The organism is Acinetobacter sp. YH01003 (assembly GCF_013420525.1).
GTDB classification, from domain to species: domain Bacteria; phylum Pseudomonadota; class Gammaproteobacteria; order Pseudomonadales; family Moraxellaceae; genus Acinetobacter; species Acinetobacter towneri.
Map to the genome: position 1 here is coordinate 106854 of NZ_VOXY01000003.1, position 24903 is coordinate 131756.

Annotated in this window: 20 protein-coding genes and 2 tRNA genes; 14 read left to right on the top strand and 8 right to left on the bottom strand. The window is 43.3% G+C overall.

Features of this window, described 5'->3' with window-relative positions:
- Positions 1 to 30: 30 nt before the first annotated feature.
- Both FTT70_RS04900 and FTT70_RS04905 read right to left on the bottom strand, forming a co-directional pair.
- On the bottom strand, positions 31 to 918 hold the full coding sequence (locus FTT70_RS04900) for an SDR family NAD(P)-dependent oxidoreductase (RefSeq protein ID WP_004974423.1): 888 nt from the start codon (positions 916 to 918) through the stop codon (positions 31 to 33).
- A gap of 307 nt (positions 919 to 1225) precedes the next feature.
- Complete coding sequence (locus FTT70_RS04905; protein ID WP_004974425.1) at positions 1226 to 2503, bottom strand: O-acetylhomoserine aminocarboxypropyltransferase/cysteine synthase family protein; 1278 nt, start codon at positions 2501 to 2503, stop codon at positions 1226 to 1228.
- A 281-nt stretch (positions 2504 to 2784) separates the two neighbouring features.
- Here FTT70_RS04905 and ettA point away from each other — a divergent pair, with 281 nt between their 5' ends.
- A complete protein-coding gene (ettA, locus tag FTT70_RS04910; RefSeq protein ID WP_019838215.1) occupies positions 2785 to 4446 on the top strand; it encodes an energy-dependent translational throttle protein EttA in 1662 nt (553 codons plus the stop codon).
- A gap of 121 nt (positions 4447 to 4567) precedes the next feature.
- On the opposite strand, the gene FTT70_RS04915 is transcribed toward ettA, so the two are convergent.
- From FTT70_RS04915 to FTT70_RS04935, 5 genes are all read right to left on the bottom strand, one after another.
- Entirely contained in the window at positions 4568 to 4909 is a 342-nt protein-coding gene (locus FTT70_RS04915; protein ID WP_096901293.1) for a hypothetical protein, read from the bottom strand.
- A gap of 153 nt (positions 4910 to 5062) precedes the next feature.
- A tRNA-Glu gene (locus FTT70_RS04920) sits at positions 5063 to 5138 on the bottom strand.
- A gap of 36 nt (positions 5139 to 5174) precedes the next feature.
- Positions 5175 to 5250, bottom strand: a tRNA-Ala gene (locus tag FTT70_RS04925).
- 57 nt (positions 5251 to 5307) lie between these two features.
- A complete protein-coding gene (gene gltX, locus FTT70_RS04930) occupies positions 5308 to 6816 on the bottom strand; it encodes a glutamate--tRNA ligase (RefSeq protein WP_180168355.1) in 1509 nt (502 codons plus the stop codon).
- Positions 6817 to 6957: 141 nt separating this feature from the next.
- Entirely contained in the window at positions 6958 to 7245 is a 288-nt protein-coding gene (locus FTT70_RS04935) for a hypothetical protein (RefSeq protein ID WP_019838212.1), read from the bottom strand.
- 504 nt (positions 7246 to 7749) lie between these two features.
- Here FTT70_RS04935 and FTT70_RS04940 point away from each other — a divergent pair.
- The 8 genes from FTT70_RS04940 (at position 7750) to FTT70_RS04975 (ending at position 16966) form a co-directional block, all read left to right on the top strand.
- On the top strand, positions 7750 to 8763 hold the full coding sequence (locus FTT70_RS04940; RefSeq protein WP_179997200.1) for a sulfate ABC transporter substrate-binding protein: 1014 nt from the start codon (positions 7750 to 7752) through the stop codon (positions 8761 to 8763).
- Positions 8764 to 8960: 197 nt separating this feature from the next.
- The gene (gene rsmH / locus FTT70_RS04945; protein WP_096901290.1) at positions 8961 to 9872 is read left to right on the top strand and encodes a 16S rRNA (cytosine(1402)-N(4))-methyltransferase RsmH; all 912 of its coding nucleotides are present in this window, start codon (positions 8961 to 8963) and stop codon (positions 9870 to 9872) included.
- A gap of 11 nt (positions 9873 to 9883) precedes the next feature.
- On the top strand, positions 9884 to 10213 hold the full coding sequence (gene ftsL / locus FTT70_RS04950) for a cell division protein FtsL (RefSeq protein ID WP_373683414.1): 330 nt from the start codon (positions 9884 to 9886) through the stop codon (positions 10211 to 10213).
- A gap of 12 nt (positions 10214 to 10225) precedes the next feature.
- Positions 10226 to 12049 (top strand): penicillin-binding protein PBP3, encoded by a 1824-nt coding sequence (gene ftsI / locus FTT70_RS04955; protein WP_180005753.1) that lies wholly within the window; start codon positions 10226 to 10228, stop codon positions 12047 to 12049.
- A gap of 10 nt (positions 12050 to 12059) precedes the next feature.
- Entirely contained in the window at positions 12060 to 13553 is a 1494-nt protein-coding gene (locus FTT70_RS04960; protein WP_180008885.1) for a UDP-N-acetylmuramoyl-L-alanyl-D-glutamate--2,6-diaminopimelate ligase, read from the top strand.
- Between the two features lie 9 nt (positions 13554 to 13562).
- Positions 13563 to 14972 (top strand): UDP-N-acetylmuramoyl-tripeptide--D-alanyl-D-alanine ligase, encoded by a 1410-nt coding sequence (gene murF / locus FTT70_RS04965; RefSeq protein WP_180168356.1) that lies wholly within the window; start codon positions 13563 to 13565, stop codon positions 14970 to 14972.
- Complete coding sequence (gene mraY / locus FTT70_RS04970; protein ID WP_019836136.1) at positions 14973 to 16091, top strand: phospho-N-acetylmuramoyl-pentapeptide-transferase; 1119 nt, start codon at positions 14973 to 14975, stop codon at positions 16089 to 16091.
- Between the two features lie 71 nt (positions 16092 to 16162).
- Positions 16163 to 16966, top strand: coding sequence for a putative RNA methyltransferase (locus tag FTT70_RS04975; RefSeq protein ID WP_167846384.1), 804 nt, complete (start codon positions 16163 to 16165; stop codon positions 16964 to 16966).
- Between the two features lie 69 nt (positions 16967 to 17035).
- On the opposite strand, the gene ponA is transcribed toward FTT70_RS04975, so the two are convergent.
- The gene (gene ponA / locus FTT70_RS04980; protein ID WP_180168357.1) at positions 17036 to 19588 is read right to left on the bottom strand and encodes a penicillin-binding protein PBP1a; all 2553 of its coding nucleotides are present in this window, start codon (positions 19586 to 19588) and stop codon (positions 17036 to 17038) included.
- Positions 19589 to 19757: 169 nt separating this feature from the next.
- Here ponA and FTT70_RS04985 point away from each other — a divergent pair, with 169 nt between their 5' ends.
- The 5 genes from FTT70_RS04985 to FTT70_RS05005 are packed head-to-tail and all read left to right on the top strand — an operon-like array spanning position 19758 to position 24875.
- Positions 19758 to 20816 (top strand): pilus assembly protein PilM, encoded by a 1059-nt coding sequence (locus FTT70_RS04985; RefSeq protein ID WP_004974460.1) that lies wholly within the window; start codon positions 19758 to 19760, stop codon positions 20814 to 20816.
- Positions 20816 to 21451: a PilN domain-containing protein gene (locus FTT70_RS04990; protein WP_004974461.1), complete on the top strand. Its 636-nt coding sequence runs from the start codon at positions 20816 to 20818 to the stop codon at positions 21449 to 21451. The genes FTT70_RS04985 and FTT70_RS04990 overlap by 1 nt, the downstream gene beginning before the upstream one ends.
- Positions 21448 to 22155, top strand: coding sequence for a type 4a pilus biogenesis protein PilO (locus FTT70_RS04995; protein ID WP_004974463.1), 708 nt, complete (start codon positions 21448 to 21450; stop codon positions 22153 to 22155). Before FTT70_RS04990 ends, FTT70_RS04995 begins: the two co-directional genes overlap by 4 nt.
- Positions 22155 to 22679, top strand: coding sequence for a pilus assembly protein PilP (locus FTT70_RS05000; RefSeq protein ID WP_179997195.1), 525 nt, complete (start codon positions 22155 to 22157; stop codon positions 22677 to 22679). Before FTT70_RS04995 ends, FTT70_RS05000 begins: the two co-directional genes overlap by 1 nt.
- Positions 22680 to 22739: 60 nt before the next feature.
- Positions 22740 to 24875, top strand: a complete 2136-nt coding sequence (locus FTT70_RS05005) for a type IV pilus secretin PilQ (RefSeq protein WP_165492511.1) — start codon at positions 22740 to 22742, stop codon at positions 24873 to 24875.
- Positions 24876 to 24903 lie beyond the last annotated feature (28 nt).

Sequence of the window (24903 nt, forward strand, 5' to 3'; positions counted from 1 at the left end):
GCCTAAAGCAAAACTTGAATTGTGTATAAATTACCAGTGTTCACCTGGGAACAAGCGCGCATACGCTTTTTGTACCCAGTTCAGTTTTTGCTGCTCGCCCACAGAAGCGGTGGAGCTTGGGAATAAGTTATAACCAATCGACATGAGTTTGTTGTTAATGTCTGGTGCAATCGCATAAGTGATTGAAGCCAAACGACCCAAATGTGTCGCAATTTTCTTCGGACGTTTCACAATCGCATAAGCAATTAAATCTGCCGCTTGCTCAGGTGAAAGGGTGGGCACGTACTTATAAATTTTGGTTGGTGCGATCATTGGGGTACGAACCAATGGCATATACACCGAAGTAATCGCAATTTTGTGTGTATGCGCTTCTGCAGATAGACAGCGACTAAACGCATCCAATGCGGCTTTAGATGCCACATAAGCCGAGAAACGCGTTGCGTTGGCTAATACACCAATCGAGCTGATGTTGATGATGTGACCATCTTTACGGTGCATCATCTGCGGCAAAATATTAAGTACCAAACGCACAGCACCAAAATAGTTGAGCTGCATGGTACGTTCAAAGTCGTGGAAACGATCAACCGACTCATGTACTGCACGACGGATTGAGCGGCCTGCGTTGTTAATTAAAATATCAATATGATCGACAGAGGCAAGAATTTGTTGCGATACAGCATCAATAGAGTCCATATCGTTTAGATCACAAGGGAAAACTGAAGCCTTGCCACCACGTGCTTCAATTTCAGCTTTGACTTGTTCGAGCGTTTCCTGAGTACGTGCCACCAAAAGCACATGCGCACCTGCATCGGCTAGCTTATGTGCCACGGTTAAACCAATACCACTCGATGCACCTGTAATAAGGGCAACTTTACCATTTACACGCTGTTGAAAAAGTTTCTCTAATTTTGGCTTCACGCTAATATTCCTGATTTAGATTCCTGAGTTGTCATTTTTATTGAGATTGACGATTCAAATTTCAGACTGAATTTGAACTGTTTTACTTGGCTTTATGATAGCCGATTGCACAAAAAAAGCTATGGAATAAGTGGTTGAATTTAAAAATGAATTTAGAGTAATTGCTCTATTTTTGTGAGCTGTATATCTTTATTTTTACCATGAAATAAAGCTAATGCAAAGACATACAAAGAAAAATTAAAATAAAAAAGCATCCTGTTGAAATTAATCAGCAGGATGCCAGTACAAAGTTTGAACTGATGAGTTTTTATACGGCTGCTAAAGCTTGCTCTAAATCGGCAATTAAGTCATCGGCATGTTCAATCCCGATGGATAAACGCACCATATCTTCACTCACACCAGCCGCTTTGAGTTCATCTGCACTCAACTGACGGTGAGTGGTGGTTGCAGGGTGGCAAGCCAGACTCTTGGCATCGCCAATATTGACCAAGCGTGTGAATAATTGCAGTGCATCAATAAAGCGGGTTCCGCCTTCACGGCCATCTTGCACACCAAAAGACAGAATTGCAGAAGGTTTGCCTTTCACATATTTTTGTGCCAACGCATGTTGCGGGTGATCTTTCAAACCTGCGTAATTGACCCATTTCACTTTTGGATGTGCCTGTAAATATTCCGCTACTTTTTGCGCGTTTTCAGTATGGCGTTCCATACGCAGGCTTAAGGTTTCTAAACCTTGTAAAATTAGGAATACGTTATGCGGGCTAATCGCTGCACCTGTATTGCGTAGTGGTACTACACGTGCACGTGCAATAAATGCTGCAGCGCCTAAGGCTTCTACATAGTTCACACCATGGTAACTTGGGTCAGGTGTATTTAAGGCTTTAAAACGCTCAGGATATTTGCCCCAAGGGAATTTACCGCTATCGACAATAATGCCGCCAATAGACGTACCGTGACCACCAATATATTTGGTCAGTGAGTGAATGATGATGTCTGCGCCAAAATCAAATGATTTTTGCAAGACAGGCGTGGCTACAGTGTTATCCACCACCACTGGAATGCCGTATTCGTGCGCAATTTTCGCAATCGCTTCAAGGTCAATAATATTGCCCAATGGGTTACCAATGGATTCTACAAAGACCAGTTTGGTTTTGTCATCAATCAGGTCGCGTAAGCTTTCAGGCTGTTGATAATCGAAGAAACGTACTTCAATGCCTTGTTTAGGCAAGGTGTGGGCAAATAAGTTGTAAGTACCGCCGTATAAAGTTGATACTGAAGCAATGTTATCGCCTGCTTCGGTAATGGTCTGAATTGCGTAGGTAATTGCAGCCATACCCGATGCTAAAGCCAATGCGCCAATCCCGCCTTCAAGTGCTGCAACACGTTGCTCCAATACTGCAGTGGTTGGGTTCATAATACGGGTGTAAATATTGCCTTGTACTTTTAAATCAAATAAATCGGCACCATGTTGCGTATTATCAAAGGCATAAGAAGTGGTTTGGTAAATAGGCACAGCCACGGCTTTGGTGGTTGGTTCTGGGCTATAGCCTGCATGAATGGCCAAAGTTTCGTCTTTATAGGTCATGTTTACTTCATCTTCGTGAGTTAAATTGGTTTGAGTCTAGCACTTTTAAATATGAAAGAAAGTGTAAAAATGCTGCAATATTTAGCTGTAAATTTGATATAGCAGGCAAAAAGTCCTGTGCTTATCCGCTGATCGCTAGAGTTGTAACAAAGCATGCAAGATGTTTGTGGTGTCTTATTTTTTCTCCGTATTCAGGTATAATACCCGATTATTTTTTCGCTCATTAGAGCAGGGGCTGCTCATCTGAGCCCCAGATTTGGTTTTCTATTGAGGAGTCCTACGTGGCCCAATATATTTATACGATGAACCGAGTGTCGAAAATGGTTCCGCCTAAGCGCGAAATCTTGAAAGACATCTCCTTATCATTTTTCCCAGGTGCGAAAATTGGTGTGCTTGGTTTAAACGGTGCAGGTAAATCGACTTTGCTCCGTATTATGGCGGGCGTAGATAAAGATTTCTCTGGTGAAGCTCGTGCGCAGCCAGGCATCAAAATTGGTTATCTTGAGCAAGAACCACCTTTGGACGAGAGTAAAGACGTTCGTGGTAACGTGGAAGATGGCTTGCGTGAGCCACTTGATGCTTTGGCTCGTCTTGATGAAGTCTTCGCTGAATATGCGGCTGAAGATGCAGACTTTGACGCACTAGCCAAAGAGCAAGAAAAGCTTGAAGCTATTATTCAAACTTGGGATGCGCACAACCTTACAAACCAGATGGATCAAGCTGCTGCAGCACTGAACCTGCCTGCTTGGGACGCAGACGTTTCTAAGCTTTCTGGTGGTGAACGCCGTCGTGTAGCACTTTGCCGTTTGCTTTTGTCTAAACCAGATATGTTGCTACTAGACGAACCGACCAACCATTTGGATGCCTCATCTGTTGCATGGTTAGAACGTTTCTTGAAAGACTTCCCGGGTACCATCGTCGCGATTACGCACGACCGTTACTTCTTAGATAACGTGGCTGAATGGATTCTTGAGCTTGACCGTGGACATGGTATTCCTTACCAAGGTAACTACTCTTCTTGGTTAGAGCAAAAGAACGCGCGTCTAGAGCAAGAACAGAAGCAAGAAGAGTCTTTTGCTAAAGCATTGAAAAAAGAACTTGAATGGGTTCGTTCTAATGCCAAAGGCCAGCAAAAGAAAAATAAAGCACGTATGGAACGCTTTGAAGAGCTTAACTCTCGTGAATTCCAACAGCGTAACGAAACCTCTGAAATCTACATTCCACCTGGTCCACGTCTGGGCAACAAGGTGATTGAAGTTGAAGGGATCAGCAAATCGTTTGGTGACCGTACCCTGTATAAAGACTTGAGCTTTTCAGTACCACCATGTGCCATTGTTGGTATTGTCGGTGAGAACGGTGCAGGTAAAACGACGCTATTCCGTATGATGACTGGCGAACAGCAACCAGATACCGGTACGGTAACGCTGGGTGAGTCGGTTAAAGTGGCTTACGTGGGTCAGATTCGTGACACCTTAGACGACAACAAAACCGTATGGGAAGAAGTGTCTGGCGGTTTAGACATCTTGCGTATTGGTGAATACGAAATCGCATCTCGTGCTTATATCGGTCGCTTTAACTTCAAAGGTCAAGATCAGCAAAAACGTGTGGGTCAATTGTCGGGTGGTGAGCGTAACCGTTTACAACTTGCAAAAATCCTGCAAATGGGCGCTAACGTGATCCTGCTGGATGAACCATCGAACGACTTGGATATCGAAACTTTACGTGCACTTGAGGATGCCATTCTGGTATTCCCAGGTACTGTGATGGTGATCTCGCATGACCGTTGGTTCCTAGACCGTATTGCAACGCACATCTTGTCATTCGAAGGTGAAACACCAGAATTCTTCACTGGTAACTATACTGAATTCGAAGAATATCGTCGCAAACGTGATGGTGATGACTTAGTAACCAAGCGTCAAAAATATCGCAAAATCGGTGTGTAATTATTCCCGACGTTTGTAAATAAAAAACCAGCCTTAGGGCTGGTTTTTTGTGTTTACTCAATCATGCTGATTGAGTATTAAGACAACAGCATGATGTGAAATCTGAAAAGAGTAACAGTGTTTAAACTTCCCACTCATGTGAACATTCACGGCACTTCCATTGTTTTTGCGACTGCATAAAGGCCTGCATGGAAATTTTAAAATCAGGCAAATCACGGTAGAACAAGAAGCCTGCAATCACACATACAACAAATACCGCTACAGTAATGCTTTGTAAGGTTGTGCCTGCGCCATCGCCAAAAATCCACATGGCAATACTAATTAAAACCAGAAGCAATAATACAAATACCGCAGGAATGAGCATCACCAAGCTTTTAGGCACAACAGGACGTGGCGTTGCTTGACCTGCCTGTGAAACAGGCATGATTTTTGGGCTTTGACATTTAGGGCATCGGTATTGCATTACAACTCCAAAATTCTGATCTAATTGTTATTCTAACGAAATGTGCGACAAATAAAAAACAGTCTGTCAGAAAACAGGGCAATAAAAAAGCCCAAGTCGTTGCTTGAGCTTCTTTATAAGATGAAGATAAGTGCTTTATATTCATCTTGAATATGGCGTCCCTACGGGGATTCGAACCCCGGTTACCGCCGTGAAAGGGCGATGTCCTAGGCCTCTAGACGATAGGGACTTGATGAGGCAACACAGGTAAAGCCTTATTTAAACTTGGTGGAGTCAAGCGGGATCGAACCGCTGACCTCTACAATGCCATTGTAGCGCTCTACCAACTGAGCTATGACCCCAGTCTGTGTGAGCGCAATATTAGGGCTATTGCGTTCACACGTCAACAAAAAAATGAATTAAGCAGGATCAATTGCATCATTTTTCGGCAATTTGATGCTTTCATTCAGTTTTTCCCAGACTTTGACTTCTTTTTTGCTTGGGCCGCCTACAACTTCTAAGGCATTGCGCAAACGTGCAAAAGTTAGGTCAGGGCCAATGGTGACCATGGTTTGCATGACTGGCGTAGACGCAGTTGAACCTGCAATAGCAATAAAGAAAGCAGGCATGAAATCACGCAATTTGATTTCCATTTGGTTGGCCAAATCCATGAGAGTTTGGCTCACGGTGTCATTGTTCCAAGTAAATAGGCTTTCTAAACGCCAAATGGCAAATTGCAGACTTTGACGCACTTGTTCTTCAGATAGCTTTTTGCTTTCAAACTGTTCTTTGCTCAAGTTTGGGAAATGGTTGAAGTAATGAGCAGACCAATTCACCGCTTCAGACAACAAGTTAATACGTGGTTGAATTGCGGCCGCAATATCTTCAAGCTTGGCACGATCTGCTTTCCATGCAAGCAAGGTATCCAGCAGTTCAGCAGGAGATAATGCTTTAATCCATTGACCATTCAGCCAGTTCAATTTTTCTACATCAAAAATTGGGCCACCTAGTGATACACGCTGAATATCAAAGTGTTCAATCATTTCGGCCAACGTGAATTTTTCACTTTCATCTGGCATTGACCAACCCATACGGCCTAAGTAGTTCAGTAAGGCTTCTGGCAGTACCCCAATATCTTTGTAGTAGTTAATTGAAGTTGGGTTTTTACGTTTAGATAATTTAGATTTATCTGGGTTACGCAACAATGGCATGTGACACAACACAGGCATATCCCAACCAAAATATTGATATAGCAATTGATGTTTGGGTGCAGATGGAATCCATTCTTCGCCACGAATTACGTGGGTGATTTGCATTAAATGGTCATCGACCACATTCGCCAAATGGTAAGTTGGCAAGCCATCTGTTTTCAGCAAAATTTGCATATCGACTTGCGCCCATGGAATTTCCACTTCACCGCGCAGCATGTCATTAAATTTACATACGCCTTCGGTTGGCACTTTCATACGAATAACATGCGCTTCGCCTGCCGCTAAACGACGCTGCACTTCATCTGCAGACAAGTTTAAACCACGACCATCGTAGCGCGGGCTTTCACCACGTGCTTGTTGTTCTGCACGCATTTGATCGAGTTCTTCGCTAGTAGCGAAGCAATAGAAAGCATGTCCTTGTTCAACCAATTGCAAGGCGTATTGCTTATAAATATCCATACGTTCAGATTGGCGATACGGTGCATGCGGGCCGCCGACATCTGGACCTTCTGCCCAATTTAAGCCTAACCAACGCAATGAATCCAAAATCATTTTTTCAGATTCAGGGGTTGAACGCAGTTGGTCAGTATCTTCAATACGAAGAATAAACTCACCACCGTGTTGTTTGGCAAAACATAAGTTAAACAAGGCGATATACGCTGTTCCCACGTGCGGGAAACCAGTAGGAGAAGGCGCGATACGAGTACGAACAGTCATAAGCAAAAATTAATTCAAAATGTAAATTGCAACCATTATAACGAAAAAGCCCAAGTACTTAATGTTAAATTCAACATTCTGTACTTGGGCGTTTCAACTCCATTTGAAAAGGGGATCAAAGGCAGTGAATTTAATGCGGAGTTATGAGTTATCTTGCGGGAATAAGGCTTGTACAAAACGGCTAAAACGCTGATTTTGCAAGGCAAAGAAATTTTGAGTTGGAGCGACATGAATGGAAGTCAGCACTTTTAAATCATTATTTGATTCAAACTTTTGCTTGTCTGCCTGTTTTTGTTGGGTAAGGGCTTTTTCAATTAAAGACCCCTTTTCCGCAGTTAAATGGGTTTTACTTTCAGTAGACTTGATCACAGCACTGTGACTGACTGTGCTTAAAGTGAGTAATGCTGCGCATATGAGTTTAGATTTCATCTTGATTCCCCCTTTCCTTTATGAATGAACTCACAATTTATAAATTGTTTTAATCACTTTAATATTTAATCACAAAAATCATAACAAAAGTAGATTTGCGTCACACTCTTAATAAGATCTTTATCATCATTTACTCACTATATACCGATTTTTCAGATGATCTTTGATTTAGAACATGTTGTAACAAACAACTGTGGAGATATCGTGAAGATTGTTACAAAAGTCACAATAAAATAGTTTTGAAGCGGGTTTGATTGCTGTGATGTCGCTTATTTTACCGTTGAGTCTAAAAACGGATCAAAGTTTTATTCACTTTTCATATATCTAATCCATAAAAAGGTATAAATTTGGAATAAACGCCGCATCTTGAATTAAATTGATTAAAAACAATTAATTAAAGCTAAATTATTTGAATTTAATCATTTTTTGCATGTTTTTTACAAATTGCGCAGCGCCTGAGCATTGCATATATTGAGCGACAGATTAAAGGTGATGTGTGCTGTAATGAAAACTCAATTGAAAGCTTTATTGGCTGCTGCGCTATTGGCAACAGGTTTTGCTGCAACGACTGCTCAGGCTGCAGATCGTCAGTTTTTAAATGTATCGTATGATGCGACCCGCGAATTTTATGATGAATTTAACAAGTCGTTTGGTCAGTACTGGAAAAAACGTACAGGTTTAGACGTCAACTTTAAACAATCACATGGTGGTTCAGGCAAGCAAGCGCGTTCTGTGGTCGATGGTTTAAAGGGCGATGTTGTCACTTTGGCATTGGCGAATGACATTGAAGAAATTGTAAAGTCAGGTCAAATTCAAGCGGGTTGGCAAAAAGAATTTCCTCATAACTCTGCGCCTTATACCTCGACCATCGTCTTTATGGTGCGCAAAGGTAATCCGAAAAAGATTAAAGATTGGAATGATCTAACCAAACCGGGCGTACAAATTATTACCCCAAACCCGAAAACAGGTGGTTTGCCGCGTTGGGTGTATTTGTCGGCTTGGGGTTATGCAGAAAAGCAACCAGGCGGTTCTAAAGCTAAAGCGCAAGAATTTGTAGGTAAGATGTACCACAACGTGAAAGTGATGGACTCGGCAGCACGTGCATCGATGACCACATTCGCTGAACGTGGCATTGGTGATGTGTTGTTGACTTGGGAAAATGAAGCCCTTGTGACTTTAAAAACCTTAGGCAAAGACAAGTTTGATATTGTTTATCCATCTATTTCTATTTTGACTGAGCCTTCGGTGGCAATTGTAGATCGTACAGTAGAGAAAAATGGCAATAAATGGTTAGCGACAGGCTATATCAACTATTTATATTCACCTTTAGGTCAGGAAATGGCGGCTAAGCATTTCTACCGTCCACGTAATGAAAAAGTCCTTGCAAAATATGCAGCACAATTCCCGAAATTAAAAACCTTCACGATTGATGAAGTGTTCGGTGGCTGGGAAAATGCACAAAAAACACATTTTGTGAATGGTGCGATTTTCGACCAAATTTATAATACTAAGCGTTAAACAGATATCCATTTTCGGCTAATCTTTTATTGGATTGGCACACAAAAAAATCTCTACGGAGATTTTTTTGTGCTTTAAAAAAGTCAAAAACGGTTTTCCCTATGGAAAGTAATATTTATCTACAAAAAGACGTTTGGAGCTTTGCCAAAACAAGGTAATAATGTGCAGTTACATTTTAGCTGTATTGATTGAACCTTATGTCGCATATTTCTGTATTACTTCATGAAACTGTTGATGCCGTGTTGGCAGATCGCAATACAGGAATTTATGTCGATGCCACCTTTGGACGAGGTGGACACACGCGTTTGTTGTTATCCAAATTGGATGCGCAGGCGCGAGTTTATGCCTTTGATAAAGATCCACAAGCTTTGGCCGTGGCAGCAGAATTGGGACAGCAAGATTCGCGATTTCAAATTATTCATGCCAGTTTTGCTGATATGCAGCAAGCGTTGAATGATTTGGGCGTCACTCAGGTCGATGGTGTGATGGCCGATTTAGGCGTGTCGTCACCACAGCTAGATCAGGCAGAACGCGGTTTTAGCTTTATGAAAGACGGCCCGCTTGATATGCGTATGGACAATTCACAAGGCCCGACTGCAGCAGAATGGCTGGTGGATATTGAAGAAGAAGCCTTAGCCAATGTGATTTTTCAATATGGTGAAGAACGTTATAGCCGCCGTATTGCCAAAGCCATTAAACAGGCGGGTTATATTGAAACCACCGCACAATTGGCTGAAATTGTAAAAGTTGCCCATCCGAAGTGGGAAAAAAACAAACACGCTGCAACGCGTACTTTTCAGGCAATTCGTATTGCGATTAATAAAGAATTAGAAGATATTGAAAACTTCTTACCGCAGGCGGTTGAGGTATTAAAACCCGAAGGTCGTTTGGCTGTAATTAGCTTCCACTCTTTGGAAGATCGTTTAATTAAACAGTTTATTCAAAAAGAATCGAGCCTGCCTGAAGATTCAGGTTGGGGCTTGCCACAACAGCAACAAGATACGCGTCGATTGAAAAAAATATCACGTGTGCGTGCTAGTGATGAAGAAGTCAAAGCCAATCCACGCTCACGCAGCGCATGGCTACGTGTTGCAGAACGATTAGCTTGAAAAGGCCAATAATGAAAACTGAAAGCGTTGAAAAAAATCAATCTCAAGTGCGACTGAAAAAAATGGTCGCCTATTTTATTTTATTGGCGCTGGTATTTATCAGCGCGATTATGGTGGTGTTTCAAGTGTTTGAATATCGCCATGATTATCGTGAGCTGAGTTCTTATATGCGCGAGCGAGATGACTTAAATGCCGAATGGGGGCGTTTGTTAATTGAACAGCAGACCTTTGGTGCAACTGCACAAATTGGCACCCGTGCGGTGACGCAACTGCGTATGTATTCACCGCCCGCACCGCAAACTGTGGTGATTTCTTTGCCTACAACCTCAGAACAACAATAAGGCGAGTTGCACATGGTCGATACGCGTAAAAAGCAAACCCGAAAGAAACAGCAATCGGTAACTGGAAAAAATGCCATTCATGTAGAAATGTGGCGTTTTTACTTAATGTGGGCTGTGGTACTGCTGGTGTTCGTGGCACTGGTGGGACGTGCTTTTTATGTGCAAATTGTGAACCATGACTTTTTACAAAATAAAGCCAATGCCAATATTTTAAGAACAGAAAAGCTCAAAGCTATGCGCGGGGTGATTTATGATCGCCACGGTGTGCCTTTGGCAATTAGTACCCCTGTAATGAAAGTGGTGATTGATCCACGTGATTATTTTGACAATAAAAAACTGTTTGAAGAAATTACAGCCGAGTTGGAAAAAAATCCGACCAGTCGTAAATTGCAGCGTCAATTGCCAGATAAAAACTTGAATTTAGATGAACTTGCCGATGCAGTTGGGATGGATCGCCAAGAACTGAAAAATAAAATGAACGAGCGTCCGCGTTCACGTTATTTGGTTTTACAAAAAGAAGTGCCGCCGCAACAGGCAGAGCTGATTCTAAAACGTAATTTCCAAGGGGTATATACCGAGAAAAACTATAAGCGTTATTACCCGCAGCCACAGCCGAATGCACAAATTATTGGTTTGACCAATAGTGAAGGCACAGGCATTGAAGGCTTGGAAATGCAGCTAAATACCCGCTTGGCAGGCGTGGATGGTGAACAGCAAATCGTGCGCGATAAAAAGGGTAACCGTGTCAAAGACCCAGAAGTGGTGAGAGAGGTTGAACCGGGCGAAAATATTACCCTGAGTATCGACTCACGTTTGCAATACATTATGTATCGTGAATTGACTGCAGCAGGGGTGGCAAATAATGCCCGTTCAGCCACAGCAATTGCGGTAGATGTGAAAACGGGTGAAATTTTGGCGATGACCAGTTGGCCGTCGTATAACCCGAATGACAAAAAAAGTTTGTCCAATAAAGATGCCATGCGTAACCGTGGTGCGGTGGATTCTTTTGAACCGGGTTCGACCATGAAGCCTATGACGGTGGCAATGGCACTGGAAAGTGGCAAATATTCACCGAATACCGTGGTCAATTTAAGTGGTGGTTCAATGCGGGTGGGTAATCACACCATTCGTGATACCCACAATTATGGCTCACTGACTTTGGCGGGAATTATCCAAAAATCGTCAAACGTGGGTGTGGCGAAAATTGCTTTATCTTTACCGTATGCAACCTTACCGACTTTTTATAAGCGTTTAGGGTTTGGTGCGCGTTCTGCAGTGAAATTTCCGGGTGAAAGTGCAGGTTTAATTTTGCCGCCAAGCAAGTGGAATGTGTCGGAAGTGGCGACCATGTCTTATGGTTATGGTTTGAACGCCACTGTGCTGCAATTGGCAGATGCCTATGCCATGCTTGCCAATAAAGGCGTAAAAATGCCGCTGAGTTTATACAAATTAGAAGAACAGCCTAAAGGCGAACAAATTGTTGATGCTAAAATTGCCGATCAAGTTCTACTGATGATGGAAGCCGTAACGTTACCCGGTGGTACGGCACGTCAAGCCAATATTCCAGGCTATCGGGTTGCAGGTAAAACGGGAACAGCGCATAAACTTCGTGCAGACCGCAAAGGCTATTCACAGACTGAATATCGTGCCTTGTTTGCTGGGGTTGCGCCAGTCAGTGATCCGCGTTTAGCCATGGTTATCGTGGTGGAAAATCCAACAGGACAGTATTATGGTGGTTTGGTGGCAGCGCCTGTATTTGCTCGTGTGATGCAAGAATCTTTACGTTTAATGAACGTACCTTTAGATAAACCTTTAGAAACTCCCAACATCCAATAACAGGTGACGCATGTCTATCAGCTTTCAAAATATTTATCGCAGTTCCCGCGTTGCAGATTGGATGATACAAGACTTTCAGGGCTTTCAACTTGACAGCCGCCATGTGACAGCAGGGCAAATTTTTATTGCCCTGACCAGTTTGTCGCAGCCTGAAAAAACCGCACAATTTGCACAAGCAGCTTTAGATCAAGGTGCTTTGGCGGTGATTTCGGAAACTGAACTGGCAGTTGCCAATAATTTGGTGGTGCCAGATGTGCGTCAGCGCATGGGACAGTGGCAAAAACAATATTTACAAGCACGACAGCCTGTACCTTTAGCGCGTATGCTTGCAGTCACGGGTACCAATGGTAAAACCACCATTTCCCGCTTAATTGCTGAATTGTTGATGTTGCAAGCTCAACGCTGTGCAGTCATGGGCACCACAGGCAACGGAATTTTGCCCAATTTGGAAGCTTCAACACATACCACTTTAGATGCCTTGCAACTGCAAAATGCTTTATACAGCTATGCACAACAAGGGGCAAAATTTGCCGCAATTGAAGCCAGTTCACATGGCTTGGAGCAAGGGCGCTTAAATGGCTGCGATATTGAAATTGCGGTATATAGCAACCTGAGTCGTGACCATTTGGATTATCACGGTACTTTAGAGGCATATGCTGCAGCCAAAGCCATGCTGTTTCAGTTTGCCAGTTTAAAAGTTGCAATTGTCAATTTAGATGATGAATATGCTGGGATCATGTTGCAAGCGGCGCAACAGAACCCTGCGCAACCGAAAATTTTGACTTATTCCACGCAGCAAGCGGCAGACTATCAAGTACAGCAGATTGAATACAGTCTGAATGGTGTACGTTTCCATCTACAAACTGCTACGGCAGAATATGTGGTGCAAAGTCCGTTGCTCGGACATTTTAATGTTGAAAACTTGGTCGCAAGTTTAATCGCAGCAGAGCAAGCAGGTTTTGCATTACAGGATTTAATACACACGACTGCACAACTCAAAGGCGCACCGGGGCGTATGCAAGTGTTGCGTGATGCAGAGCGTTTATTTGTGGTGGATTATGCACACACGCCAGACGCCCTAATTCAAGTGTTGCAAACCTTAAAACGCCATGTTAGCGCACAGCTTTGGGCGGTGTTTGGCTGCGGTGGAGATCGGGATCGTGGTAAGCGCCCACTGATGACCCAAGCGGCATTGGACTATGCCAATGTTGTGCTTTTGACTTCAGATAACCCACGTACTGAAGATCCTTTGCAAATTTTTGCCGATATGCAGGCAGGTGTCGATTTGTCGGTGGCACAGAGCCATGAAATTCATGATCGTCGTGAAGCGATTAAATATGCAGTCAAACATGCACAGTCAGGCGATATTGTCTTGATTGCAGGCAAAGGTCATGAAAATTATCAAGAAATAGATGGGGTAAGACACTGGTTTGACGATGTGGTTGAAGTGCAATCTGCGATAGATGCACAGCATTGTTCACCTTCTGCTTATCCTGCCCAATAAGGAATTTGTATGCACACTTCCACCACCAGTACCGCAATTTTAGAACCTTGGACTGCCGAACAACTCAAACAGGCAACACAGGGTTATTGGTTCAATGGGCAAGCACCGCAAGGCGAGATTAAACGTATTTTAACCGATTCACGCCATGCTGAAGCAGGCGATGCCTTTTTGGCTTTAAAAGGTGAGCGTTTTGATGCGCATGATTTTGTGGCACAAGTAGCGACTCAGGGCTGTTCTATGGCAATTGTCAGCCAGCCTGTAGACGCAGATATTTGCCAATTGGTCGTGCCTGATACCCGTTTAGCTTTAGGACACTTGGGCGCATTTCGTCGTCAGCAACATCCTCAATTAAAAGTGATTGCGTTAACAGGCAGTAGCGGTAAAACCACCACTAAAGAAATGCTCGGTAGTATTTTGTCACGTTTGGCACCGACTTTAATTACCCGTGGCAACCTGAATAATGACTTGGGTGTGCCGATGATGTTATTGGAGTTGAATGCTAGCCATCAATATGCAGTGATGGAATTGGGCGCCAGTCATCAAGGTGAAATCGATTACACCTCAAACTTGGTGCAGCCGCAGGTGGCAGGCATTATCAATATTGGTACTGCGCATTTGGGTGAGTTTGGTGGGCGTGATGGTATTTGTCGGGCCAAGTCTGAAATTTATGCACATATTGCCTCGCAAGGTACAGCGATTGTCCCTGCTGCCGATGATTTTGCTGAACAGATTCAGCAAGCGGTTCAGTCAGAACAGTGTCTAAGTTTTGGTGAAGGCGGTGATGTGTTTGCGACAGACATTCAGCTTCAGCCACAATCAGCACGTTTTTGTTTAAATACCACGCAAGGGGTGCGTCAAATTCACTTGCCATTTGCAGGTGAACACAATGTACAAAATGCCACGGCTGCTGCCGCTTTTGCACTGGCAATTGGTGTGAGTTTAGATGATATTGTTGCAGGCTTGGAGCAGGTACAAGGGGCAAAAGGTCGTTTGAACTTTATTCAGCAAGGCACGCATTTATTTATTGATGACACCTATAATGCCAATCCAACCTCTATGCGTGCTGCAGGCGAAGTCCTTGCACAGCAAACAGGTGTGCGGGTTATGGTGATCGGTGATATTGGCGAACTGGGCAATAGCGCAGCACAACAGCACTATATGTTGGGGCGTGATTTGGTGTCTATTCGTGGCATCAACTTTGTGGTGGCAGTTGGTGAATTTGCACCAGCGACCCAAGAAGGTGCACGTAGTACCCAATATGGAAAAAAATTACAGGCTTTTGTCACTCAAGAACAAGCCTTGCCGTTTTTAATTGATCTGGTAAAAACACATCAACCTCAGTCCATGAGTTTCCTATTTAAAGGTTCTCGTTATACCCATATGGAAACGTTGATGGCTGCATTGATGGAGAAAATTTAAATGCTGTTATGGTTATTTGAGCAGCTGGCGGGCTATAACAGCTCGTTTCAGGTGGTTCGTTATTTAACATTACGTTCATTACTGAGTGTATTGACTGCGCTTGGCATCGGTTTGGTGCTAGGCCCTGTGATGATTCGTAAACTGCAAGCATTAAAATACGGTCAGGCAGTCAGCTCTTATGCACCTGAAGGGCATGCCAAAAAAATGGGTACGCCAACCATGGGCGGGGTATTAATCCTGCTTTCCATTGGTATTTCGACCCTATTATGGGCAGATTTATCTAACCCTTACGTCTGGATTGTACTGGCGGTCATGGTCATTTTTGGCGCTGTAGGCTGGGCAGATGACTGGATTAAAATTCGCTACAAAGACAATGCGGGTTTGCCTGCGCGTAAAAAATTCTTCTGGACTTCGGTAGCATCATTGGGGGCGGGTATTGCGTTGTATGTGATTGCAACACAACAGCCAAATCCTGCACAAACCGCAGATATGTTGGATGTGTTGATTCCATTCTTTAAAGATTTCAGCATTCCATTGTCTTTGATTCCACTCGGTATTGGCTTCATTATCTTTACCTATTTGGTAATTAACGGTGCCTCAAATGCGGTGAACCTGACTGATGGTTTAGATGGCTTGGCAATTATGCCAATCGTATTAGTTGCAGCAGGTTTGGGCGTATTTGCCTACTTGGCGGGGGATGTTCGTTTTGCCGATTATCTGCATATCCCTTATGTGAAATATGCGTCTGAGTTGGTGGTGATTTGTGCCGCGATGATTGGAGCAGGCTTGGCCTTCCTGTGGTATAACGCGCATCCAGCACAAGTCTTTATGGGCGATGTCGGTGCACTGTCTTTAGGGGCAATGCTGGGTACGATTGCCGTCATGGTACGTCAGGAAATCGTGTTTGCGATTATGGGTGGGGTGTTTGTAGTTGAAGCGATTTCGGTATTCCTGCAAATTGGTTCACTACGTATGCGCAATAAACGGGTATTCTTAATGGCGCCGTTGCATCACCACTATGAAAAGAAAGGCTGGCGTGAAACTCAAGTGGTGATTCGCTTCTGGATTATCACAATTATGCTGGTGGTTTTAGGTTTAATGACTTTAAAATTACGTTAAGCCTATCCAACCGAAAATTTTAAAAGTCGGCACTCGCCGACTTTTTTATGTGGTTCACTCTGGAGAAAATGATGAATTTGCTGATGTGTCCTGTGTGTCGTCAGGTATTGCAACTGCATGATCGAACGTGGCGTTGTGCCAGCAATCACAGCTATGATGTTGCGAAACAAGGCTACGTCAATTTGCATGTGGTGCAGCATAAGCACAGTAAAAATCCGGGGGATACACCTGCTTCGGTGCAGGCACGTCGCGCATTTTTAAGTGCAGGGCATTATGCGCCCTTGCAACAGGTAGTGGTGCAAAAAATTCGCACCTTACGCATCGAAAATTTGTTGGATATTGGCTGTGGTGAAGGCTATTACACCGCAGCCATGCAAGGCGAAGTGTTGCAGTGTGTCGGGGTGGATATTGCCAAGAATGCCGTACAAGTGGCGGCGAAACTGAATCCCGCAGTGACTTGGGTGGTGGGGACAGGGGCAACTTTGCCTGTTTTAGAACATTGTATTGATTTATGTACCAGCTTGTTTAGCCCAATTCCACAACAGGAAATTTTGCGGGTTTTAAAGCCACAAGGCTATTTGTTGGTAGTAACGCCTGCGCCTGAGCATTTATTGGCGATGCGTCAAGCTTTGTTTGAAGAAGTGAAGCCGCATGAACCTGAAAAATTTATCGTTCAATTACAAGATGCCTTTGATTTAGTCGATGCTAGCGTAGTGGAAACGCCGTTGCAGCTCAATCAAAGCGATTTAATTCATTTAATTGCTATGACACCTTATGCCTATAAAGCCAAAGCAGAGCGCCGTCAGGCATTGGAACAGCGAACCCAGTTTGACGTGACAGCACAGCATCAAATTTATCTGTTTCAGAAAAAATAAGTTTGAATAGCCCATAAAAAAGCCCTCATCTTTGCATAAGAGGGCTTTTTTCTGACTGCTTGTCTGTGGTTATAAGACTTCGTCAATTAAGTTTTCTAAAGCATCGGGAGCAGGTTTAGGTGCTGCATTTGGTTTAGCAGGGTTGTTGCTTGGCGCTTGCATGGCAGGCGGTGCAGCGTTGTCAGGAATTAATACTTCCTCGCCTGGTAAATCGTCAAAATCTCGCTCAGGCGCACGTGCTGGCGCAACAGGTGCAGGTCGATACAGTGGACGTGCCAATGGCGGTGAAGCACGATAATCCTGCTTCTGTTCTGCATTCATTTGATTGAGTTCACGTTGTGGCGCTTTGGCTTTGCTGTCTAAATTGACCCATGCTTCAGGTGTGCCTTTAAGTGCATTGCCCATAAAGTCTGTCCAAATTGGCAGCGCTGCAACCCCCCCATATTCACGACGTCCTAAAGTTGTTGGTTGGTCAAAGCCCACCCAAGCCACAGTCACCAGTTTGCCGTTGAAACCTGCGAACCAAGCGTCTTTTGCATCGTTGGTGGTTCCTGTTTTACCGCCAATATCACCACGACCAATTCTGAGCGCAGCACGTCCAGTACCATGTTGAATTACGTCACGTAAAATATTGGACATATCATACGCCGAGCTAGATTTTAAAATACGTTGTGCCTGTTTGTACTGACTACGCTCTGCCAATAATTGTGGATCCTGTTCAGCTTGTGCCAGTTTTTTATTGGTCACTTCAATCACTTCATCATCTGGTGTGGTGGCTTCGGCGCTTTCAGTCGTTTGTTCTTTGGAATTAATACAAGCAATACACGCATATTCAGGATTGGCTTGATAAATCACCTTGCCATAAGCATCTTCAATACGGTTAATGAAGTGCGGTTGAATACGGTAACCACCGTTGGCAAAAGTGGCATAGCCCGTTGCCATTTGAATAGGCAAAACTTGTGGTGTACCCAATGCAATGGTGTAGTTACGCGGAATCTGATCTTCCTGCAAACCAAAATCCATGAATAGTTGGCGGGTACGCTCAATACCGACTTCTTGTAATAAGCGTACCGAAACCGTGTTACGAGATAAATAGAGAGCACGACGTAACGGAATCATGCCTAGATGACGACCATCGGAGTTACGTGGTGACCATTTGCCAATGGTGATTGGACTGTCATTGACCATGGTGTGTGGCGTCATACCACGCTCTAAAGCCAGAGCATACACAAAAGGTTTGATGGTGGAACCCGGTTGACGCCAACCTTGTAAAGTACGGTTGAACTTAGATTGATAGAAATTATATCCACCGACCAACGCTTCAATGGCGCCATTATTTGGGTTAATTGCGACCAATTGACCTTGCACTTTTGGTACTTGTACCAATGACCAAGCAGTTTTATTTTCATTTGGACGTAAACGGACAATATCTTTAACTTTTACAATCTGTGCCGCGCGACTTGGCGCATTGCCTACACTGTTGGCATTGCGATAGGGGCGTGCCCAAGACATACCTGACCACGGTACAGTAACCGTTGTGCCATCTTGCATTAACGCTTCAAAAGAATTATTCAGCACTTTGCTGACTTGCGCAGGGTAGGTGTTGGCATAAGCACGAAACTCGTTCAGCGGTTTGTCGTGTGCCTCTGCGCCACGCCAACCGTGGCGACGGTCATAGGCTTCTAAGCCTTCTTGAACCGCCTGTTCTGCATACATCTGACGTTTGCTGTCTACCGTCGTATAAACTTTATAGCCTGAATCAACAGCTTGTTCGCCAAATTTACTGACCAGTTCAGCACGTACCATTTCCCCAATATACGGATGTTTATTGCTGATGCTGCGGTCTGGCATATCTAAATTAATGGGTTCAGCAATGGCTTTTTGATATTCATTTTGATTGATATAGCCCAGTTGCAGCATACGTCCCAAAATCCAGTTGCGACGCTCCAAAGCACGTTCAGGATTCACCACAGGATTGTAGCGCGAAGGTGCTTTAGGTAGGCCTGCAATCATCGCCATTTGTGCAATCGACAGTTCTTCTAGGCTTTTGTTGTAATAAATTTTGGCAGCTGCCGCGATGCCATAGGCATTTTTACCCAAAAAGATTTTATTGACGTATAAAGTCAAAATTTCTTCTTTGCTTAGGTTCTGTTCAATTTTACGTGCTAAAAAGATTTCGGTGAGTTTACGCTTTAAGGTACGTTCAGGACTGAGATAATAGTTTTTTGCTACTTGCATGGTAATGGTTGAGCCACCAGTTTGCACATTGGAGCCTGTTACCGCCTCGCTCAACGCGCGCCCTAAGCCTTTGAAGCTAATCCCACTGTGTTCAAAAAAGGCAGAATCTTCTGCAGCTAAGAATGCAAAAATGAATTTTTCAGGAATATGTTCATAATCGACAGGCACAGAAAGCTTGCCGCCATACTCGGCAATTAGCTCATTATCGGCACTATAAACCTGCAATGGTTTTAATAATGGCGCTTTTTTTAAGGTGGTCATTTCTGGCAAAGATGGGGCAATATAGAGATACATGCCATAGAAACCCATCGGTATTGCGACCAAAATTATAATTATGATCAAAAAAAATGGATGAACACGACCCGAACAAGATAGCTTTTTCATAACAAGTGCGTTTTAATAAGCGCTAATAGCAAACTAATTGCTGGTCAGTATAGCGAGTAGATTTACGGATTGTTAGATGAATTATTGTATCCGTAAAAAATTATAGACCAGCGCGGATTAGTAGGTTAAATTTTTTTGGGGATAAAAAAATAATAGGAATGGTACTATTGTGCGTAGGTTATATCGTAAGCCAAGTAAGGGGTTAATAGGTGTAGATATTAGTTCTACTTCTGTTAAGTTATTAGAACTCTCTGTTAAGAATGGTAGATACTGGGTCGAGAGCTATGCGCTGGTCCCACTTCCAGAAGGCAGTGTGGTTGAAAAAAACATTCTCAATCCAGAAGCAGTCGGGGATGCGCTTGAACGTGCATTGAACTTAGCAAACACGCAATCTACATCTGCAGCATTAGCAATTCCAACCTCAATGGTGATTACCAAAATCATTGAAATGGATGCAGATATGACTAGCGATGAGCGTGAAGTTCAAATTCGTATGGACGCCGAGCAATATATTCCATTCCCATTAGATGAAGTCAGCCTAGACTTTGAAGTCCAACCAGACCGTTTAGCCAATCCAAACCGAGTCAATGTGTTACTGGTTGCAACACGTTTAGAAAACGTAGAAGCACGAGTAGAAGCATTGGAGTTGGGCGGCTTGACAGCCAAAATTGCCGATGTCGAAAGTTTTGCCATCGAAAATGCCTTTAAAGTGTTCTCCGATACCCTGCCAATGGGTGTGAACACCATTGGTATTTTGGATATTGGTCATACCATGACCACCTTGTCGGTACTGCAAAATAACAAAATTATTTATACCCGCGAGCAAACCTTTGGCGGTAAGCAGCTGACACAAGAAATTCAAAACCGTTATGGTTTGTCGTATGAAGAAGCAGGACGTGCGAAAAAAAGCCGTACTTTGCCAGATGACTACGATGTAGAGGTGCTCGAACCGTTCTTAGAAGCGGTGGTGCAACAAGCGGCACGTTCATTGCAGTTCTTTTTCTCATCTTCACAATTTAACGAAATTGATCACATTTTATTGGCAGGGGGGAATGCCAATATTCCAGGTCTTGCGAAGTTGTTGCAGCAAAAACTGGGCTACCGTGTGACCATTGCCAATCCATTCTTACAAATGGGCTTCTCTCCACAAATCGACATTAAAAGAATTGAAAGTGATGCGCCGTCATTGATGGTGGCATGTGGTTTAGCAATGAGGAGTTTTGATTAATGGCAAAGATTAACTTACTCCCTTGGCGCGATGAGCTAAGAGAAAAACGTAAAAAAGAATTTATTGTATTTTGTATTGCAGCGGCTGCTGTTGGGGTGTTATTGGTGGCTTTGGCGTGGTTCTTCTACAACGCGAAGTTACAAGATCAAGAACAAGCCAATCAATTGGTGATCAGTACCAACCAAAACCTAGATGTACAATTAAAATCTTTAGAAGGCTTGCAAGAACAGCGTAATGCTATTGTTGAGCGCATGAAGCTTATTCAGGGCTTACAAAGTCAGCGTCCAATTGCCGTGCGTTTGGTGGATGAATTGGTGCGTGTGACACCAAGCAATATGTACTTAACCAAAGTGAGCCGTACAGGCAATAAATTCACTTTTGAAGGCAAGGCTGAAAGTCCAAATACTGTGGCTGAATTCTTGCGTAATTTGGAAGCATCGCCGTGGTATCGCAATGCATTTATGAATTCATTCTTAGCCAAAGAAGAAAATAAAGATAAAGCACCAAGCTCTGTGGTTCCTCGTGTAGAGGAAAGTTACGGTACTTTTGTAGTAACTTCAGATTTAGAAGAAATTGCAATTCCAGTAACACCAACAGAATCTAATTCAACATCAGCAGCGGGGGCAGCACAATGAGTCTCGATGAATTTGATGAAGTAAATCAGGATGCTGCTGTTGCTCCGAAAAAGAAAATGACAGTTGAAAAGTTTTTTCAACAGTTCAATACCCTAGATCCTAACAATTATGGTGCTTGGCCACTTTCGGTCAAAATTACCTGCTGGATTTTTATTATTTTCCTGATTCTAGCTTTAGGTTACTTTGTCGTAATCAAGCCAAAGTTAGATGCCATTGCAGCAGCACATACACAAGAACAAAACTTGTTAAATGAGTTCCGTGAAAAAGATTCTAAATTGCGTAATTTGCAGCAATACCAAGCGCAATTACAAGAAATGGAAGCGAACTTTAACCAACAACTTGAACAATTGCCAAAAGAAACTGAAATTCCAGGTTTAGTTGAAGATATTAACGTCACAGGCGTGAATTCAGGTTTGAAGTTTAAAAACATTCGTTTAGAGAACGAAATTAAACAAGAGTTCTTTATTGAACAGCCAATTTCAATTGAAGCGACAGGCGATTATCATGCCTTTGGTTCATTCGTAAGCGGTACAGCAGCATTGCCACGTATTGTGACCATGCACGACTTTGAAATTGTGGCGACTGAAAATAAAGACAAGAAAACCGATATTCCGCAAGTGACCTATAAAGCACAAGCAAAAACTTATCGTTATGTCGGCAGTGCAGATGCACAAACCGCGGGTAATGCTGGAGGAGCGAAATAATGAAAATTGAAAAGCTTTCGTTGGCTCTGATGGCAACTTTGTTGATGGTGGGATGTGATTCACGGATTGATGCAGTCAATGCACAAATGGCTGAAATTCGTAATCAGCCACCACTACCCATTGAACCTGCACCTGTGTTTGAGCCTGCACCAACCTTTAACTATGCAGCACACCAGCTCAAAAGCCCATTTATGCCAAGTTCATTGGCGGCAGAGCTTAAAATTATGGCAGGGAAGCGCGTTTATCCGAACCTTGCTCGCCAGCTACAACCACTGGAAAATTACGCACTTGAGTCACTGACCATGAAAGGCAGTATGCGTCAAAATGGTCAAATTTTGGCATTGATTCAAACACCTGATGGTGAAATTGAGCGTATCCAGCGTGGTAGCTATATGGGGGTAAATCATGGTCGTGTGGTGAATATTACACCTACACAAATTGATTTAATCGAAATTATTCCAGATGGTCGTGAAGGTTATGTAGAACGTCCAAGAAGTTTAGTTTTAATTGGGCCTGCGCCATAAATTAAAGGAATAAAAATGAATAACAGTGTGAAAGATTTTATTTTTGGGGATGGTAATACAATGAACAATTTGTTCCGTCAGTTTTCAATGGGCGCAGTCGCAATGGCAGTGATGCAAGTTGCCAATGCCCAAGTCAGCATTACCAACATCGTACCCATGCAAATTCCGGGACAGGGCACCGAAATTCGTGTCATGTTTAATGGTTTGCCACCTCAACCTGCTGCATATCAGCTGGAACAACCTTCCCGCTTGATTTTAGATTTTGATAAAGCGCAACAAACGCTGAAGCAAAACAGCGTTGCAGTCGCAACCAAAGAAGCCAGCTCTGTAGAGGTGAGCTCAGATGCACAGCGTTCACGTTTAACTGTGAACTTGGCCGATGCGGGCGCATTTACCACGCGTGTTGAAGGCAACACCTTTATTTTAAAAATTAACTCAACTACGGCAACGCCTATGGCTGCCGTGACTGCTCAACGTAGCGCACAAGGCGTATCCAATATTGGTTTCCAGCGTGGCGGTGAAGGTGAAGGTCAGGTGGTGATTGATCTACTCGGTAGCAATACGCCTGTAGATGTGCAGCAGCAAGGCAGCAAAATTGTGGTACGTACTTTAGGCAATAAAGTACCTGCACATTTAGCACGTCGTTTAAATGTAAATGACTTTGCAACACCTGTATCGACCATTGATGCACACAATGATGGCAGCAATGGCGTGATTACTATTCAAGCTGCAGGCAGCTATGAATATATGGCATATCAGGCAGAAGACAAGCTAACCATCAGCTTAAAACGCCCTGTCGATAAAAACCCGTTTAAACCACGTGCAGCTCAAAGCTATACAGGCAAAAAGATTTCACTAGATTTCCAAGACATCGAAGTGCGTCGTGTATTGCAGTTATTGGCTGATTTCACAGGCATTAACATGGTGGCAGCAGACACTGTGCAAGGCAACATTACCTTACGTTTAAAAGATGTACCTTGGGATCAGGCGTTAGACATTATCCTGAAAACCAAAAATTTGGATAAGCGTCGTAATGGCAACGTGATTTGGATTGCACCTGTTTCTGAATTGATTAAAGCCGAAGAAGAAGAAGCCAAAGCGATTGCGCAAAGTGTGAAACTGGCGCCACTACAAACTGAATATATTCAATTGAACTATGCCAAAGCGGCAGATATTGAAAAACTAATTACGCAAGGCAAGAATGCATCACGTGGTGGTTCAAATACCAATACAGGTACTGATCCATTAGGCGATAGCGTTGGTAGCTTGTTGAGTCCACGCGGTACAGTGTCGGTAGATCCACGTACCAATACCTTAATCATCAACGATACATCGGCAAAAATTGATCAGATTCGTCAAATGATTGATTTGCTAGATGTATCTGTGAAGCAGGTGATGATTGAAGCACGTATTGTTCGTGCAACCACAGATTTCACCAAGGAAATGGGGGTGAAGTGGGGCATCTTGTCACAAGGGATTACCAATAATAACCACTTGTTGGTGGGTGGTAGCGATACGACTTTGTGGAACTTGCGTGAACCAGAAAAAGATAGTGATACGGGTGGTTGGAAGTACGAAATTGAACGTCCACAAAACCTGAATGTCGATTTGGGTGTGACCAGTCCAGGTGCCAGCCGTATTGCATTTGGTTTAATCAGCTTGTCTGACTTTATGCTCGATTTGGAGTTGTCGGCATTACAAGCAGATGGTTACGGTGAAGTGATTTCGACACCAAAAGTTCTGACTGCAGATAAGCAAAATGCCAAAGTGGCATCGGGTACGCAAATTCCGTATCAATCTTCTGAAGGTGGTGGTGTCAATGCCGTATCTACTACAGAATTCATTGATGCGACTTTAAGTTTGGATGTGACCCCAAGTATCACGCCTGACGGTAAAGTCCAAATGCAATTAAATATCACCAGTGACTCACCAGGTGCACCTACACCTACAGGTCAGCTCACCATTAACAAGAACGCGGTGAATACCAACGTTTTGGTGGATAATGGTGAAACTGTGGTCTTGGGTGGTATTTTTGAGCAACAAACGGCTAACTCACAAACCAAAGTTCCATTCTTGGGCGATATTCCTTATATCGGACGTTTATTCCGTAAAGATATCAAGTCGGACAACAAACGTGAGTTGCTGATTTTTGTTACACCACGAATTGTTAATGACAGTGTTTCAAGAAATCATTAATATATTTTCAATTTAAACAAAATTTATA

Coding starts and splice junctions, on each gene's coding strand:
- FTT70_RS04905 (WP_004974425.1), bottom strand. CDS start 2,503: ATGACCTATAAAGACGAAACTTTGGCCATTCATGCAGGCTATAGCCCA.
- FTT70_RS04960 (WP_180008885.1), top strand. CDS start 12,060: ATGTCTATCAGCTTTCAAAATATTTATCGCAGTTCCCGCGTTGCAGAT.
- murF (WP_180168356.1), top strand. CDS start 13,563: ATGCACACTTCCACCACCAGTACCGCAATTTTAGAACCTTGGACTGCC.
- FTT70_RS04915 (WP_096901293.1), bottom strand. CDS start 4,909: ATGCAATACCGATGCCCTAAATGTCAAAGCCCAAAAATCATGCCTGTT.
- ftsL (WP_373683414.1), top strand. CDS start 9,884: ATGAAAACTGAAAGCGTTGAAAAAAATCAATCTCAAGTGCGACTGAAA.
- FTT70_RS04940 (WP_179997200.1), top strand. CDS start 7,750: ATGAAAACTCAATTGAAAGCTTTATTGGCTGCTGCGCTATTGGCAACA.
- FTT70_RS05000 (WP_179997195.1), top strand. CDS start 22,155: ATGAAAATTGAAAAGCTTTCGTTGGCTCTGATGGCAACTTTGTTGATG.
- FTT70_RS04995 (WP_004974463.1), top strand. CDS start 21,448: ATGAGTCTCGATGAATTTGATGAAGTAAATCAGGATGCTGCTGTTGCT.
- FTT70_RS04990 (WP_004974461.1), top strand. CDS start 20,816: ATGGCAAAGATTAACTTACTCCCTTGGCGCGATGAGCTAAGAGAAAAA.
- ftsI (WP_180005753.1), top strand. CDS start 10,226: ATGGTCGATACGCGTAAAAAGCAAACCCGAAAGAAACAGCAATCGGTA.
- FTT70_RS05005 (WP_165492511.1), top strand. CDS start 22,740: ATGAACAATTTGTTCCGTCAGTTTTCAATGGGCGCAGTCGCAATGGCA.
- rsmH (WP_096901290.1), top strand. CDS start 8,961: ATGTCGCATATTTCTGTATTACTTCATGAAACTGTTGATGCCGTGTTG.
- gltX (WP_180168355.1), bottom strand. CDS start 6,816: ATGACTGTTCGTACTCGTATCGCGCCTTCTCCTACTGGTTTCCCGCAC.
- ponA (WP_180168357.1), bottom strand. CDS start 19,588: ATGAAAAAGCTATCTTGTTCGGGTCGTGTTCATCCATTTTTTTTGATC.
- FTT70_RS04975 (WP_167846384.1), top strand. CDS start 16,163: ATGAATTTGCTGATGTGTCCTGTGTGTCGTCAGGTATTGCAACTGCAT.
- FTT70_RS04935 (WP_019838212.1), bottom strand. CDS start 7,245: ATGAAATCTAAACTCATATGCGCAGCATTACTCACTTTAAGCACAGTC.
- mraY (WP_019836136.1), top strand. CDS start 14,973: ATGCTGTTATGGTTATTTGAGCAGCTGGCGGGCTATAACAGCTCGTTT.